General features: G+C 41.5%; 11 protein-coding genes and 2 pseudogenes. 10 read left to right on the forward strand and 3 right to left on the reverse strand.

Features of this window, described 5'->3' with window-relative positions; translation table 11 throughout:
- Nucleotides 1-13: 13 nt before the first annotated feature.
- Together ABHN01_RS10550 and ABHN01_RS10555 are read right to left on the reverse strand one after the other, a co-directional pair.
- Nucleotides 14-1,384 (reverse strand): ethanolamine ammonia-lyase subunit EutB, encoded by a 1,371-nt coding sequence (locus ABHN01_RS10550; protein WP_429875515.1) that lies wholly within the window; start codon nt 1,382-1,384, stop codon nt 14-16.
- Nucleotides 1,385-1,411: 27 nt separating this feature from the next.
- On the reverse strand, nt 1,412-2,830 hold the full coding sequence (locus tag ABHN01_RS10555; protein WP_429875516.1) for an ethanolamine ammonia-lyase reactivating factor EutA: 1,419 nt from the start codon (nt 2,828-2,830) through the stop codon (nt 1,412-1,414).
- 336 nt (nt 2,831-3,166) lie between these two features.
- On the opposite strand from ABHN01_RS10555, the pseudogene ABHN01_RS10560 reads away from it, so the two are divergent.
- A pseudogene (locus tag ABHN01_RS10560) lies at nt 3,167-3,928 on the forward strand (M4 family metallopeptidase); the annotation flags it as partial.
- A gap of 259 nt (nt 3,929-4,187) precedes the next feature.
- Here ABHN01_RS10560 and ABHN01_RS10565 read toward each other — a convergent pair.
- Nucleotides 4,188-4,577: a hypothetical protein gene (locus ABHN01_RS10565; RefSeq protein ID WP_429875517.1), complete on the reverse strand. Its 390-nt coding sequence runs from the start codon at nt 4,575-4,577 to the stop codon at nt 4,188-4,190.
- A gap of 362 nt (nt 4,578-4,939) precedes the next feature.
- Between ABHN01_RS10565 and ABHN01_RS10570 the strand changes: the two genes are divergently transcribed.
- The 9 genes and pseudogenes from ABHN01_RS10570 to ABHN01_RS10610 all read left to right on the forward strand — a co-directional run bounded on the left by ABHN01_RS10570 (nt 4,940) and on the right by ABHN01_RS10610 (nt 16,949).
- The gene (locus tag ABHN01_RS10570) at nt 4,940-6,004 is read left to right on the forward strand and encodes a Gfo/Idh/MocA family protein (RefSeq protein WP_429875518.1); all 1,065 of its coding nucleotides are present in this window, start codon (nt 4,940-4,942) and stop codon (nt 6,002-6,004) included.
- Complete coding sequence (locus tag ABHN01_RS10575; RefSeq protein ID WP_429875519.1) at nt 6,001-7,056, forward strand: Gfo/Idh/MocA family protein; 1,056 nt, start codon at nt 6,001-6,003, stop codon at nt 7,054-7,056. Before ABHN01_RS10570 ends, ABHN01_RS10575 begins: the two co-directional genes overlap by 4 nt.
- Before the next feature lie 176 nt (nt 7,057-7,232).
- Nucleotides 7,233-8,510 carry an extracellular solute-binding protein gene (locus ABHN01_RS10580; RefSeq protein ID WP_429875520.1) on the forward strand — a complete coding sequence of 426 codons (1,278 nt, stop codon included), beginning with the start codon at nt 7,233-7,235 and terminating at the stop codon, nt 8,508-8,510.
- Nucleotides 8,511-8,588: 78 nt separating this feature from the next.
- Complete coding sequence (locus ABHN01_RS10585) at nt 8,589-9,566, forward strand: carbohydrate ABC transporter permease (RefSeq protein WP_289483260.1); 978 nt, start codon at nt 8,589-8,591, stop codon at nt 9,564-9,566.
- 28 nt (nt 9,567-9,594) lie between these two features.
- Nucleotides 9,595-10,437 (forward strand): carbohydrate ABC transporter permease, encoded by an 843-nt coding sequence (locus ABHN01_RS10590; protein ID WP_290402033.1) that lies wholly within the window; start codon nt 9,595-9,597, stop codon nt 10,435-10,437.
- Nucleotides 10,434-12,223: pseudogene (locus ABHN01_RS10595) on the forward strand (glycoside hydrolase family 66 protein). Before ABHN01_RS10590 ends, ABHN01_RS10595 begins: the two are co-directional and overlap by 4 nt.
- A 52-nt stretch (nt 12,224-12,275) precedes the next feature.
- A complete protein-coding gene (locus tag ABHN01_RS10600) occupies nt 12,276-14,069 on the forward strand; it encodes a sensor histidine kinase (RefSeq protein WP_429875521.1) in 1,794 nt (597 codons plus the stop codon).
- Nucleotides 14,062-15,600, forward strand: coding sequence for a response regulator transcription factor (locus ABHN01_RS10605; protein ID WP_429875522.1), 1,539 nt, complete (start codon nt 14,062-14,064; stop codon nt 15,598-15,600). Before ABHN01_RS10600 ends, ABHN01_RS10605 begins: the two co-directional genes overlap by 8 nt.
- Nucleotides 15,601-15,623: 23 nt before the next feature.
- A complete protein-coding gene (locus ABHN01_RS10610; protein ID WP_429875523.1) occupies nt 15,624-16,949 on the forward strand; it encodes an extracellular solute-binding protein in 1,326 nt (441 codons plus the stop codon).
- The last annotated feature ends 47 nt before the right edge of the window (nt 16,950-16,996 follow it).

Below are 16,996 nucleotides of genomic sequence, written 5' to 3' on the forward strand. Positions count from 1 at the left end.
GATAAGCCACTCCTTACGTTAAGTTCATAAAAATCGTCGGATCGCCAGCCTTGGAGGTAAAGCGGCCATTTTGCGTGATGCCTTGCTCTTCAAGCCACTGCGCAAAGAGAGGAGCAGGGGTCTGGCCCAGCACCTGGCGGACGGTCGCGATGTCGTGATAGCTCAGGGACTGGTAATTTAGCATGCAGTCATCGGCCATCGGTACGCCGATCACAAAGTTCACGCCCGCGGTACCGAGCAGCATGCTCAGGTTGTCCATGTCGTTTTGGTCGGCATCCATATGATTGGTATAGCAGACGTCAACGCCCATCGGCAGGCCGTGCATTTTGCCCATAAAATGATCTTCTAGGCCGGCTCGGAGGACCTGTTTGCTGTTATACAAATATTCAGGGCCGATGAAACCGACCACGGTGTTCACGATGAACGGCTTATAGTGGCGGGCGAGCCCGTAACACCGGGCTTCAAGCGTCACCTGATCGATCCCGAAGTGAGCTTCGGATGACAGCTCTGAGCCTTGGCCGGTTTCAAAATACCAGCGGTTTGGGCCTGATGCTGTTCCTTTTTCCTGGATCAAAGCGGTCGCTTCATCCAGCATGGAAAGGGAAATGCCAAACGAGTCATTGCCGGCTTCGGTTCCCGCCAGACTTTGAAAGATCAGGTCAGCAGGCGCGCCTTTTTCGATGGCTCTCATCTGGCTTGTCACATGGGACAGCACACAATTTTGCGTGGGGATCGACCATTCATTGATTACATTTTTTGTTTCATGCAACAAGGTATAAATGTTGTCTGTCGTGTCGATTACAGGGTTGATCCCGATCAAAGCGTCGCCGATTCCGTAGCTTAACGCTTCATATATGGAAGCTCTCATGCCCTTGATATTATCGGACGGGTGATTGGGCTGGGCTCTGGAAGCCAGTACTCCTTTTTGGCCAATGGTCGTCTGGCAGGTCGTTTGTACCTCGATTTTGGAGGCGGCCTGAATCAAATCCAGATTGGACATGACTTTGGCCGCTGCGGCAATCATTTCACTGCTCAAGCCTTGGCTTAGTGTCAGAAGATCTTCTCCTTGGTGCTGGTCGGACAGGATATATTCTCTCAGTTCAGCGACGGACCAGTTTTTGATGATTTCATAAACCGCATTATCCAGTTGGCTTTCAATCAACGCTGAAACGTTGTCTTCATCGGGGCTCAACAGTGGATGATTTCGGATGTCAGAAAGGGTAAGGTCGGCCAGCACCTGCTTGGCGGCCATCCGCTCTTTCATGGAGCCGGCGCTGATGCCTGCCAGTTCATCTCCGGAACGTTCTTCATTTGCTTTTGCCATGATTTCTTTCAGACTATGAAATGAAAAGGTTTCTCCTAATAAGCGCGTCGTTTTATACATGGTTAAGCTCCTTGAAAGTAGTGTGGATTATGATGAAAAAGCCAGTGTTTTAACGGAAACAGAAATGGCTTCTCCTGCGACCGGCAATCCTAAATCGATATAATCTCCATGTGTAAAATCAATCTGATCCAGACAAATGATATCCAGCTCCTTGCTTTGTTTGGCGAGGGCCTGTCCCAACGCTTTTGCGATATCCTGCTCACATAGGACGACAAGGCACTTTGCTTCCTTAAAACAAGCCGTAAATCCAGCAAGGATCGCTTTTGTCAGCTGCTGAAGCATCGTATAGTTGCAATACGGAAAGTGAGATAACGCCAGGGCAACCGGAGGATCGTTTTCGGTAAAAAGGGTGGAAGTTTGTGTGAATGCTTTTTGGATCCGTTCTTGAAACCGCTCGGGCTCCCATTCTTCCTCCTGTTGCACCGGTACATCTACAATCGGGACATTTTTTAGCGGCAGCCGGTCGGACCTAATGTATACGGTAGATCCGCTCAATTCCGTATTTTGCATGCCGGCACCAATGACGGTCGCCCGTGCGGTTTCAGGCGCTGGGGACACGGATAACGCATGAAAATGATACGCGAGAAGCGGGCCGATATCTCCGTGTACGGTGACTTCCTCTATCGTTTTTGGCTCCTCTTCCTTCATCATTGCGCCCACACCGCCAGACACCAGAAGAGAACCGGGCTGGATCGCGGATCTTGTGTGAGGTGACACGAGCAGTGAAGTGGCTTTGCTGATCCCTTTGACGTAGTTTACGGTTTCTTCCGCCATTAGTTGGCAAATGGAAGAGAGTTGTTGGAAGCTCGCTTTTTCCCCTTGTTTCAGAATTATGGAGTTGTTTTCTAAAAATTCAGTTAAATGAGAAGAGACGTAGGTCACAAATCCGTCATTATCCAGCCGGATCAGCCTTCCTCCAACATGAAGGGTGAACGTCTCGATTACTTTTCCGTCGTGACATAAGGCAATGTTGGCAGTGCCGCCGCCCACATCGATATTCGCAATGATCTCATCTGTTTGAGATGAGCGTTCGATTGCTCCAGATCCTTTGGCGGCCAGCACGCCTTCCAAATTGGCTCCGGCTGTCGCAACCACAAAATTTCCGGCATGCTCTGCCAAATAATGAACGATTTTCTCGGCATTTTGCTTGCGGGCACTTTCTCCCGTTATGATAACCGCACCCGCATGGACTTGTTCCAAGGTAATTTTTGCTTGTTCATACTCTTTCTGAAGCAATTGCGTTAATTGCACAACATCAATTTCATACTCGTTTACCATAGGGGTGGTATAAATGGAACTGGCATACGTTACGCGGCGGTCGATGATCTGACATCCTGGCAGCGTAAACTGATCGGTTGACTGGGCAATCAATAGCTCACTGACAATCAGTTTTGTCGTGCTTGTTCCTATATCTAACCCTATGCTCGTCATCCATTGCCGGGTCATATCACCAATCCTTCATCTCCTTTGAATATGTTGACTATCATAGTACAGGTTTTCGACAACTTTCACTAACTCTGTCATAAAATCTAACAAACTTTCATGTGAAAAAGGTTACATGAGGTAAAAGATTGGCAGACTTATATACAATGTAACCGCTTTCTAGCAGTCTAACATGATTCAGTAACGAAACGAAACAGGCAGTTAAGCCCATTAGCGGTTGGTCTAATGTACCTATGAATACTAGTTATGAACTTTGATGTAACTCTGCAAGGTAATCCTCAAACCAGGTGAGGCTACCAGACGAATTATTCTCCGGCAGTGATGCCTCATTTAAGGAACGACGCTGCCGCGGTGGATGCTCATTATAATTCGGAAGAAGTCTATCATTATTTTAAAGATGAACATGGACAAAACTCCATTGATGGAAATGGAGGAGAGATTATCTCTTCTGTCCATTGCGGAGTTGACTATAACAATGCCTTTTGGAATGGTGAACAGATGACCTATGGAGACGGTGATGGAAAATTCTTTATCCCGCTTTCTGCAGCATTAGATGTAGCGGCTCATGAATGACTCACGGCGTCACCACCCATACAGCGGGCTTGTTATATCGTAATGAATCCGGTGCATTAAATGAAGCCTTTTCTGATATCTTCGGCGCACTAGTAGATATGACGTTTGGGAAGTAGGAGAGGATGGGATGGCACCTGCTGCGATCATGGATGGAAGACGATTACTTCGAAGCCTGAGCAAACCGGACAAGTATCCAGTAAATGCCGATTACGTTCCTTATGGTAATGGAAAAGGACTGTATCCGAAACCTATGGATGAATTTTATCATTTACCGCTTAACTTAGATAACGGAGGAGTTCATATCAACCCCTCGATCATCAACCATGCGGCTTACATCACAGGGCAACAGATTGGCAAAACGAAGCTCGGTAAGATCTACTATCGAGCGTTAACTACCTTACTCCGAATTCAAATTTTAAGGATGCACGGAAGGCGCTAATCCAATCAGCGGTTGATCTTTATGGACAGGGTAGTGCGGAAGCGAAAGCCACAGAAGATGGCTATAACAAAGTAGGGATTATGGAATAAACATTGCCCGCCGTTTTTTAACCATAGAAAAGCCGATTCTGCTATGCAGGATTCGGCTCTTTTCATTAAGAGTGAGGATAAATATGCAAATTGTGTTGCACAGAAAGGGCTCGTGTTTTCTTGTCCTCAGCGATTTACTCTTTATCTTGTAACAAGTGATATAACATATTCGTCAAGGGTTGAAATCTTACAATGCGATATAATGACAATAAGAAAAGGATGGATTGGAATAATCCATCTCTGTTTTTATAATCATCGCCTATTTTTTTAAGACAGTTATCACTTTATCCAATGCTTCCGTATTTTCTTTCGACATCTGATTCGCGGACTTCTGCTGCTCTAATAACTGAATCAAACGGTTTCGAATCTGTTCTTCCTTGTGATCATTTTCGGTTGGCTGTTTTTGACTATGAAGAGACTTTATTTCATTGTGCAATGCGATCATCTCTTCCCGTAACGTTTTGGCTTCATTAGGGACGTTTTTATTATCTCTTTTTGCCACCACAGAGCTGGAGTCCAAATTCTGAGGTTTTCTTTCTTCTACTTGAAATTTCACATCGGCTTTTTCATTCGCTACTACTTTTGCGGTTCCAATCGCACCCGCTATCCCTAATAGTCCAGCCAGCATGAGAACGGTTGCTCGTTTCATTTCCTTAACCTCCTAAAACAGTGTCATACACTTAGTTTAGACAAGGAATTTAATATTAGTCCGGCAAATTCAACAATACACCCTGTGACGATTTGTAGATAACAACCCATTCCATCGAACAAAATTCATAGTTCTTCAAATTCACCATTTGCTAAAGCTTTATGAAAAGCAGGTTTTCAAGGATCGCGGGCAAATCAAACATGGACCGGTTGGACCTCAATATGTGCTGCACCTAGATATATAAATCTCATCGTTTTATTTTCTGATAATCGTGTAATAAATTCCAGAGTTGATGAAATTAGAAGGGATTTTTCAGTTTTTCTTGTATAGAGGGAGTAACGAAACTAGGAGGAATGAAGAAGATGACAAATCATATTTCAATCGGATTAATTGGTTTAGGCGGCATGGCAAATCACCATATCTATCTTTTATCTCAATTAAAAAATGTTTCGGTTAGCGCTGTATCAGATGTGAATAAAGAGCAGCTCCAGATGATTGGAGACAAGCTGAATATCCCTCAGAATAAAAGATACAAAGATTATGAGGAACTGATAAAAGATTCAGAGGTGGATGCTGTCATTTCAATCGTACCCAATTATTTACACGCCAAAATTATAAGTCATTGCATTCAGCATCAAAAGCCGATTATGACAGAAAAACCATTCACATTAAATTTTGAAGAAGCTGCAGAACTTAAAAAACAGTATGAAAAACAACCCATTCCGTGCATGGTCGGGTTTTCTTACCGATATGTTGCTTCGTTCCGTTATGCTAAAGATTTGCTTCAGCAGAATAAGATAGGAAAGCTGCGGCATATCTCAGTCCGTTATTTACAGGACTGGGGCATCCCAGCGGTTCAAACCACTTTAACTTGGCGTTTTAAGAAAGCGTTATCTGGTTCGGGTGCACTCGGAGATCTTGGTTCACACATGATCGATACAGCCCGTTTTTTTGCTGGAGAGTTTCAGCATATTAAAAGTTTAAATACTACATTTGTAAATGAAAGAGCTTCCCTGGACCAAACCAATCAGCTTGAAGAAGTAGATGTCGATGATTATTCGGCGTTTATCGCGGTGCTCGATCATGAAATTGTGGGACAGTTTATGACAACTAGGAATGCGGTTGGTTTTTCGAACGCATTAGAGGTTACCCTTTTTGGAGATGAAGGAACGATGGAGCTTTCTTGCGAGCGCCCTGACGAAATTAGTTTGATTCAATTCAATCATGAACAGAAAACGAGAGATAGAACGAGCCTAGAAGTCCCTTTAAACTATAAAAGGAATCAGCTCGAGGACTTCATAGATTTAATTAACGGTGTTTCACCAGAGGACTGCCCAACCTTTTATGATGGCTATGAAAATCAAAAGGTGCTTCATCAAATTCTTGGAAACGCGACAATCACCTCTGAGCATGAGGTGATAAAGTGAAACAAATTAAAATAGGTGTAATCGGAGCGAGCTGGTTTGCAGATTTATGGTATTTACCCGTTCTCAGCCTACATCCGAATGCTGAGCTGTCAGCCATTTGCAGTGAGAAAGGAAACAATGCCCGTTTAATGGCTGGAAAATACGGAATCCCAAGAAGCTATACTTCCTATGAAGAAATGATAGTTACAGAGAATTTAGACGGTGTGTGTATCATCACACCGAATAGGACACATGCTGATATGGTCTTAACAGCAGCAAAGAACGGTCTGCACATTATTTGTGAGAAGCCTTTAACTCTTAATACCGAGGAATCTGCAAAAATAGTAGATGCTGTAAAAAATTCGTCTATCATTCATGCAGTAAATTTTACATATCGTGAAAATCCTGCTATTAAAAAGATGAAGAATGAGCTGCTGAAAAATAGAATAGGAAACATCCTTGAAGCTGATTTTGAATACACCGGTGATTATGGAATTCAATCCTCACCCGGGTGGAGAGGAGATGTCCAGCTTGGTGGAGAAGGCGGTGTTCTTGCTGATCTTGGGTCTCATCTTATTGATCTGGCACATTATCTGTTCGATGGATCTATTCGTCCCCTGTCGGCTTCCACTCAGATTTTAAAAAGAGACAATAACGAAAAAGAGAAAGCACCCGATTCAGTGTTCTTTGCAGCAAAACTGCCTAATGACGCAATCGCAAACTTTCAGACTAGCTGGGTTCGCTACCAAGGAGACAGGGGACAAACGATTAAGATCAATCTTTACGGTGACAAAGGAAAAATAAAACTGTTATCAACAGAGTTCGGCATTCAGCTTTCTATTCAGGACGAAAGAAACGAAACCTATAAGTGGAAAGAAACAGAAGAAAGCGGAGAAGAAAATTTCCGTCCATGGCGGTTAACACCAGGAAACGAAATATGGAAGTGGATAGACAGGATATCCAGCCAAAATTCAGCGATTCAGCAGCCGGATTTCTACGATGGACATCAGGTACAGAACGTTATGGAGCAGATTCTACAACTGTCTTCAAAACAAAATAAAGAGCTTTTCTAGCTTAAGGTGTATTATTTCTCTTTCAAAAGAGATATAGTGCACCTTTTTTTTTTACAACAAAAAGGAAGCCATTCCTTTGTGGAAGATTATACACCATTTGAATAATGAAAGCGGTTACAAACAGTCTGACTATTTTCAATAATGGAACTAACAACAATAAAAGGGGAATTAAAAAAATGAAAACACCTTTTTCTAAAGTGTTAGGAATCTTGTCCATTATTGCCTTGCTTTTCGTAAGCGCTTGCTCATCCTCTGATAGTTCTTCGGAAAAGAGTTCAGATGGAAAAGTAACCATTGAATATTGGCATACTTACAGTGATCAAGAAGAAAAAGTATTAAAAGAAAAGATTAAACCGATTTTTGAAAAAGAACATCCCAATATAAAGTTGAAATTAACACGCATGCCTTATGAAGGGCTTAAGCAGCAAGTTATTGCAGGTGTCTCAGGAAACGCAGCACCTGACCTCATGCGAATGGACATCATCTGGGTGCCAGAGTTCGCAAAAATGGGAGCTTTAAAGGAAGTCAGCAGCTTAGACGGCTTTGATAAAGTAAAATCGTCTGTATTTGAAGGTCCTATGGCTACAAATATGTTTGACGGAAAATATTATGGTGTTCCAGTAAATACGAACACAAAAATAGCTATCTATGACAAAAAAGTGTTAGACAAAGCCGGTGTAACCGAAGCTCCAAAAACGATGCAAGAGCTTGCGGCAGCTGCAAAAAAAGCAAAGGATGCAGGAGCTAAAGGCGGAATCACAGTCGGAGGGGCCAATGCATGGGGTGTGCTTCCATATTTCTGGAGCTTAGGCGGCAAATTAACGAATGAAGACTACACAAAAATTGATGGGTTTGTAAACAGCCCTGAAAGTGTAAAAGCGTTAGAACAGATCATTCAGTGGAAAAAAGACGGTATTTTAAGCCCGACCATTCTTGGAGGAGAGCCGGGTGCATGGGACGGGATCAAGAAGCATGAATATATGATGCTTGATGACGGACCTTGGTTCTACAGTGTCTTGATGAATGAAGAGAAGAAAAAAGAAGACCCATTAGAATATACGGTGCGCGGACTTATACCTGAAGGTCCTGGTGGCAGCCGTTCTGTAATTGGTGGAGAGGATCTCGTAATCTTTGCAAACTCCAAGCATCCAGAAGAAGCTTGGACATTTGCACAATGGATGCTGACAAAAGAGCCTCAAAAACTTATGTCTGAAACAGGCTTAATCCCAACGAACATGAACGTGGCAAAAGACCCTGAGTTTTTAAAAGTTCCTTTTGTAAAAGAGTATGTCGACCAATTGGAAACAGCATTACCACGTACACCGATTCCACAGTGGTCTGAATTCGAACAAGTGTTTAACTTAAACATTGAAAAAGCCATCCGAGGAAAGATGTCAGCAAAAGAAGCGTTGGATGATACGGCTAAACAAGGAGAAGCCATCCTTAAGAAATAGAAATCCGCAGATGCACTTCACATCAAGTGGAGTGCATTTGTTCAACTATCAGATCATTAATCGCAAGGGGGGAGAAAGATGGCATCTGTAAAACCAGAATTAAACCAAGCGCCTAAATACAATCAGCAGCCAAATCCCAGATCAGAAGGAAAGAAAAAAGCCATTACAAAAGGAATCAAACAATGGGGAGAAGTGTTTCCTTTTATTATTATTGGCTTGATTGGAGCCGTTGTTTTTGTTATTTATCCCTTGATTAAGGGGGTAATTATGAGCTTTCAAGATTACAGCATCATCCCTGGGGCAGAGAGTCCTTTTGTTGGTCTTGAAAACTATAAAGAAGCATTCCGCGATGAACAATTTAAATATGCGGTCAGAAATACACTGTTAAACACAGTGGTAACCGTACCGATCAACTGGTTTTTAGGTTTGGTATTTGCTGTACTGATCAACATGCATTTTATTAAATATAAAATTACGTTCAGAACGCTTTACTATTTGCCTATCATCACATCCTGGATCGTCGTAGCTTTTTTATTCCGCTATTTATTTGCAGATGGAGAGAATGGACTTATTAATTTTTTGTTGCATACAAAGCTCGGGCTCATCGATGAACCGATCAGCTGGCTGCAGAACCAATGGACAGCCATGTTTGTAATCTGGACGTTTCATATTTGGAAAACAGTCGGGTGGACGGTTGTAATCTATTTAGCGGCTTTGCAAGGAATCCCGAAAGAGCTGTATGAAGCGGCAAGTATCGACGGAGCAAACGGATTAAGACTTTTCCGAAATGTCACCATTCCATTGTTAGGTCCGGTGACGATCTTTGTATTGATCAACCTTGTGATCGGCGCATTTAATATTTTTCCGCAAGTGTACTTCATTACCAATGGCGGTCCGATCGGTCAGACTGAAGTTTTACAAAGCATGATCTATAAGGAAGCTTTCAACAACTTTAATTTTGGGTATTCGTCTGCACTCGGTGTCATGATGGGGCTTACGATCTTTTTCGTAACCTGGACGCAGCAAAAGAAAATTGGAAACCAGCGATACTTTTAATTTTGTCTTTTAGAAAGGAGGACAAATCGTGTATACAACAAAAACGAGTTTGTTTTGGAAGTTTGTCGTATATGCCGTACTGATATTAGGTGTAGCCGTTTTTATTATTCCGTTTATCTATATGCTTTTAACGACGTTTGTGGACAATGCGTATACACTGCCAAGGCCGAGCGAGGTTTTCTCGGTAACACCGAATCTGGATAATTATGAAACGGTTTGGAATAGGAATAACTTTTTTCGTTATTTCTTAAATAGTTTATTGATTGCAGGTGTCTCGATGGTTGGCAGCTTGTTTTTAGGTGCGCTGACAGCATATGCGTTCGCACGTTTTCAATTTCCGTTTAAAGAATTTCTATTTCGTATGTTTCTTTTTACGATGATGATTCCAGTTGTACTGGCAATCGTTCCTCAATTTACAGTCATCAGCAATCTCGGACTCGTAAATACGTATGCTGGACTGTGGCTTCTCTACATCGGCGGTGGAGTAGTCGGTTCAACATTCTTTCTACGGGGCTTTTTTGAAACGATTCCGAAAGAGCTCGAAGATTCCATCCGGATTGACGGCGGTGGAAATTGGCGTATTTTTTGGAATATTTACTTGCCATTATCAAAACCGGCGTTAGGAACGATGGCGATCTTTTCCTTTTCAGGAACATGGGATGAGTACTTTGTGGCACTTACGATTATTAAAGATGAAGCCCTTCGTACACTGCCGATCGCACTTATGATGTTTCAGGGCCAGCACGCCAGCAACTGGGCCTGGATCTTTGCAGCGTCTATCATCGCACTGCTGCCAGTGGTCTTGATCTATATCATCTTCCAAAAACATTTTGTGAAGAGCGGTTTAAGTGAAGGAAGTATGAAAGGATGAGAAGAACATCGTCATTTGTATTGCCGCTGTTTGTTTGCCTATGTCTCTTGCTTACAGGATGCATATCCAAGAGTACTGTCGTTGAAATCGAGGAAAGAGAAGAGAAAAGGTCATATTTAAACTCTGTCGATACGGACAAAGCCAGATATAATCCAGGTGACACGATTCACTTCACATTGGGTCTCAGTCAAAAAATGAACGGAGAGTCACTCGTGATTCGTTATCGCAATGGTGACGAAATTGTAAAAGAAGTGGAAAAGAACGCTAAAAACGACAAAACGTTTACATGGGAGTGGAAGTCTCCGAAAGACAATGAAAAAGGATACTTGGTAGAGATTCTTTTAAAGAAAGATAAAGAGTATGTGGACCACTTGAACATTGCAGTGGATGTATCAGAGAATTGGTCAAAGTTTCCGCGATACGGGTATTTGGCAGACTTTGGCCCGATGGATGCGACTGAACAGCAAAAAATAATGAAGCGTTTGAATCGCTATCATATCAATGGTATTCAATTTTACGATTGGCAGTATAAGCATAATCAGCCGGTTCCTCCAGAAGGCAGTTCTTTAGAAAACGAATGGCCTGATATCGCGAACAGACCAGTATCTTACCAAACCGTTAGAGAGTATATAAATATGTCCCATGAATTTAATATGATGGCGATGAACTATAACTTATTGTTTGGTGCCTATGGAGAGTCAGAAAAAGACGGGGTGAAGCGGGAGTGGGGACTGTATCAGGATTCCGCACATGGGACGCAGGATTTTCACCCGCTGCCTGATTCATGGGCGAGTGATATTATGCTGCTGGACCCGTCTAATAAAGAGTGGCAGTCGTTTTTGATTCAAAAAGAAAAAGAAGCATTCAGTAAGCTTCCTTTTGATGGCTGGCATGTTGACCAGCTCGGTGACCGGGGAATGAGGTGGGATTATGAAGGGAATATCGTGCCGCTCGACAAAGCGTACATCCCCTTCTTAAAAGCTGCAAAAGAAGAGTTGAAAGTTCCCCTCGTCATGAATGCGGTAAACCAGTATGCGCAAATCAATATCGGTCAAGAAGCGCCTGTTGATTTTCTTTATACAGAGATTTGGGAGCCTTACAATCAATTTAGTCATTTAAAGCAGATTATTGAGCAGAACAATCATTACAGTGCGTTTCAACGAAATACGGTGCTCGCCGCCTACATGAATTATGATTTGTCAGATAGCACAGGTGAATTTAATACTCCAGCTGTTCTACTGGCGAATGCGGTTATCTTCTCTTCAGGAGGCTCTCACTTAGAGCTTGGGGAAAATATGCTGTCAAAAGAATACTTTCCGCATAAAAACCTGGAGATGACGAATCAGCTGGAAAATCAATTAATCTCGTATTACGACTTTTTAACCGGTTACCAGAATTTCTTCGTGAAGGTGTAAAACCAGGTACTCTCGAAGTTAAAGCTGCAAGGAAAGAGATCAAGATCTCTCCTGATTTTAATCAAGGAGAAATTCATTACTCTTCATACAAAAAAGATAATAAAGATATCGTGCATCTTATTAACTTTAACGACGCTTCTACGATGGAGTGGAGAGATAATGAGGGCATGCAGACGGAGCCGAAAGAAGTGAAGGATACAGAGCTAGAGATTGGTGCAAATAAAGAAGTAGAGAACGTATGGAACGCTTCTCCTGACCATTATTTGGGATCCCCGGTTTCACTAGATTTTAAGCAAAAAAATGGTAAAATGACTGTAACCATTCCTGCATTGAAATATTGGGATATGCTTGTCATTGAATACGAGAAATAACATCATAATATTATAGTCTTACAAATGAGGGGCTGGAAAGGTGATCCGACACATGTGGCAAAAACAAAGTATTGCTGTAAAACTAATCGCAGCATTCTTGGTCGTGATTTTAATTCCAGCCTTTTTCTTAAGTTTTTTCTATTACAACTCCTCTTCTTCTATTATTAAACAGAATGTCCGCGAATCTTCTCTTCAGATTACGAAACAAGCAGCAAACACGCTCTCGTATATCTTTACGGTAGGCAGTGATACATCAGAATTGGTATATGGAGATTCCGCCGTTCAACAAACGGTCATAATGGATGCGGATCCTGCTGCACTAAACATCGAAAAACAAGAAAGTAATAATACCCTGACTGATAAACTGAACAACTATGTTTTCTCGAGTTCCTTCGTAAAAATTATCTATGTGTTAAAAGAAGAGAATACGAGTTGGGGAAGCGGCACTTTCTCTTTTTATAAATGGAATAAGGAAAGAAAATCAGAGCTTGAGTGGCTGAAGCAGGCACAGGAGACAGACGGGGAGCTTGTGTGGATGGGTCTGCAGAAAGACAAATACAGCGGCGGCGGAGACAATACAGAGCTCGTTCTTCCGGTTGGCCGTGTCCTGAAGGATTTTGAAACGCTAAATAATATTGGCTATATTTTAGTGAATTTAGATGGGAAAAATATATTATCCAAGATTAATCAGCTGAAACTCGGGCAGACCGGAAAATTCTTTGTGGTAAATGAATCAGGGGAAATCATGATCCATCCGGATGTCTCCCGAGTTGGAAGTCAGCTGAAGAATGCGGATCTGTATCATTCTGTCGTACAAAATGAAAGTGCAGAGTTTGAATACGTACATAACAACACGAATTATTATGGTGTTAAACAGCCGCTGAGCAATGGGTGGATGATCGTAGGAACTGTACCGGTTCACGAGATTACAGAAGAGATGGAGAAGTTGCACCGGCTAGTCCTGCTTTCTTCCATCGGATTAACCATTGCGGCGATTCTGATCGGTTTGTTTATCGCTGGCAAAATTACAGATCCTATCAAGCAGCTAACGACCCAGATGAAAAATGTTGAAAAAGGAAACTTAAAAGCCCGCACAAATGTTGTTTCTGATGATGAAATCGGACTGATGAGCAAACAGTTTAACACGATGATCTGCCGTGTAGAGGATTTAATGGCGAGTGTAAATGATGAACGGAGCAAAAAGCAGCAGGCAGAATTAAGGGCGATCAAGAACCGAATCAATCCTCATTTCTTGTTTAATACGTTAAGTACAATTAAGTGGCTGATTCAATTTAAACAAAATGAAAAAGCGAATGAAGCGATCTCGGCGCTAACCCGGTTATTAGAAGCGAACATGGGGAAGAAAGGAAACCTTATAACGGTTGCGGAAGAACTAGATATTTTAGAGAAATACTTAGTGATTCTAAAAATTAGGTATGATCGAGAATTCCGTTTGGATATTGAAATCGATGATAAGCTGCTGGATTTTCAGATTCCGAGAATGCTGCTGCAGCCGATTGTTGAAAATGCGATTTTTCACGGCATCGTTCCTACTGATACAACAGGGTTGATCCAATTAAAGGCAGAAGAAGAGAAAAGCGGATCTATAAGATTTATCATTACGGATAACGGAAAAGGGTTTGATCCGTCAAAATTAAAGCAGATCAAAGATATCGAAACATCCATACAGAATGGTTTTGTAGGGATTGGATTAGCTCATGTTTACGAGAGTATCCAGCTTTATTATTCGCCAAAATCGACGATGATCGTTGAAAGTCAGGAAGGTACGGGAACACAGATTACGCTGCTTCTCTATCCGCTGAAGGAGGGTGAAGAACATGTATAAAGTCATGATAGTGGATGATGAACCTGTTATCCGTTATGGATTAAAAGCATCGATACCTTTAGAGAATGGTATGTACGAACTAACCGGTGCTTTTGCAAACGGAAAAGAAGCGTTAGAACATTTTAACGAACAATGTCCCGATATTCTTATAACGGATATTAAGATGCCTATTATGGACGGATTAGAGCTAGCTAGACATGCGTTAGACATTCATCCTTCTTTGAAGATTATTTTTGTCAGTAGCTACAGTGATTTTGATTATGTAAGAGAAGGTCTGAAGCTCGGTGCTGTAGATTACTTACTGAAGCCAACATTAGAACCAGAAGATCTGATTAAGCTGTTGGAAAAATGCACGCGGCTCATTCAGCAGGAACACAAGATACAGCAAGACCTTGATGAACATAGAGAAACCCAAAAAGGGCTTCACCGCAAGGAATTGGAACAGGAATTGAAGCAGATGCTTACTTCAATTGAATATCGAGCTGATCCCGCAAAATGGAACGCGGCGTTTGGTGAAGGCTATATTATCTCATACGGAAGGATTCATAATAAAAAAGAACTTCAGGAAAAATTCGGCTACCTTTACGCGGGAATTAAAGCAGAAGAAGTGATTGATACTTTTTACAGGAATTTTGATAGGGGCTCGATGTTTTCACTCTATAACTCAGATGTTGTTCTCGTTCTGCCTTATTCCAAAGAATTCGAAAGTAATCTTCAGCATGTGAAAAGAAAACTGGAAGCGGATACAGGAATCACCTTATATATCGGTTACCAAAAAGGAAAAGTTGCTTCACATATTAATACGTGTTTTTACCAGGCGAAAGAAGCCTGTGACACTCATTTTTATCAAGTATCATCGGAAAGTTATCCATATGCTTCCAGATTTTCGAATGATGAGAGTAAGACCAGCTATTTGGATTATTTAAAAGAAGCTGTCAGAGAAAGTGACGGCGTAAAAACGGAAATCGTAAAAGAAAAGTGGGTAGCTGAGTGGGAAAAAGGCAATAAATCACCTGATAGAGTCAAACGTGAAGCAGGAGAGATGTTAAGCATACTGTTTCAAAGAAAAGTAGATATTCCGATCCTTCTTCAAAAAATGGACGAGCTGACTCATACAGAAACATTGGAAGAGCTTAAAACACTTCTGAATGCGACGATCGCTCGGTGGGAAATTGAACACCCGGTTACATTTGCTTCTATTACCTCCCATCAACAACTCATGGAAAAAGCATTGCATTATATCCAGCAAAATTACACGTCCGATCTAACGCTGCAAAAAATTGCTGACTACAGTTTTATAAGCAAAAACTATTTCAGTCTTTTGTTTAAAAAATACATGGATCAGAATTTCATTGATTATGTGATTTCATTGCGGGTTAAGAAGGCTGAAGACCTTTTGGCCAATACTTCTTTAAAAGTCTATGAAGTCGCACACAAGTCGGGCTTTAATGATGTAAAATATTTCAGCAAACTGTTCAAAAAGCTTACAGGGCTAAGTCCAGTAGACTTTCGAGAAAAAGCTCAAAAATAAACAAGAGTGCAGGAGGTTTACGTATGGCTAAACAAAGAATGTTCATTCATAAAATGGTGATGTTTTTTTGTTTAGCTTTATTCGTAAACGGCTGCTCTGATCAAATTATTAGCAATAAAGAAACTATTTCTTCACTTCATAAAAAAGAGAAGGTTGAAGAACTTGTTTTCTGGCACACATACAGTGATGAGGAAACAAGGGTGTTTGAGGAAGAGCTTATTCCACTCTTTCAAAAGAAATACCCTGAGATAAAAATCACGTCAGTCAGGCAGCCATATAATGAACATTTAAAATCCGCTCTTATTTCAAAAGGATCTTCAGGACAAGCTCCTGACGTTGTAAGGATTGATATTGCCTGGGTTCCGGAATTCGCATCTCTAGGACTTCTTGAACCATTGGATAGTTTTAAAGGATTTAATCAAAAGAAAAAAAGATTATACGCAAATGCACTAGAAACCAACCTTTACAACGGTTTATACTACGGACTTCCCGTTAATCTGACAACAAAAGCAGCAATTTATAACGAAATATCTTTAAACAGGGCTGGCATTAATGAACCGCCTGAAACAATGAATGACTTTCTGAAACTCGCTGAAAAACAGCATGGTATTGGTTATATCGGGATGAAAGGATTAAATGCATGGGACAGCCTTCCTTATTTTTGGGGACTTGGCGGTATGTTAACGAACAGTGATTACACGCAAGCATCTGGATATTTTAACAGTAAAGAAAGTATTCACGCCGTATCAACAATCAAAAGCTGGAAAGATAAAGGACTGTTGGCACCAAACTTTTCATCGGGATCGATCGATACATGGAACGAAATCCTGCAGGGACAGGCTTTTATGGCCGAAGAAGGGCCATGGTTTTACAGTGTGCTCTCCACATCTTATTATACAGTGGATCAGTTGATGAACGTAACGATACCTTATCCTTTCCCTGTTGATAAACAAGGAAAGGGATCTATTCTAGGGGGAGAGAACCTCGTAATTATGAATGGTACTGAACATAGAGATGCTGCGTGGACATTTATGAAATGGATGACGAGTGAAGATATTCAGCAGCGTATGTTTAATTCAGGTATCCTCCCTGCAAATAAAGCGGCGGCAAACTCTTCAGCGATGCTAAAAACACCATACATGAAAGCGTATGTTGAAAGCCTGGAGAACGCCCGTCTTCGTCCACCCGTAAAAAGCTGGTCCCGTATGGAAAACGAATATACGAAAGCGATGGAAGCTATTATTTACCATAATCAGGATATTAGAACAACCTTAAACGAAGCTGCAAACAAGATGGATCAGCTATTAAAAATTATATATCTTCATCATTCTTCATTCATTGTTCTATAATTACTTTCATTCACTCCCTCATGGTTCTGTTAAAGCCGATGTTAAAA

It is taken from the genome of Fictibacillus sp. NRS-1165, from assembly GCF_050468105.1.
Taxonomy (GTDB): domain Bacteria; phylum Bacillota; class Bacilli; order Bacillales; family Fictibacillaceae; genus Fictibacillus_C; species Fictibacillus_C terrinigri.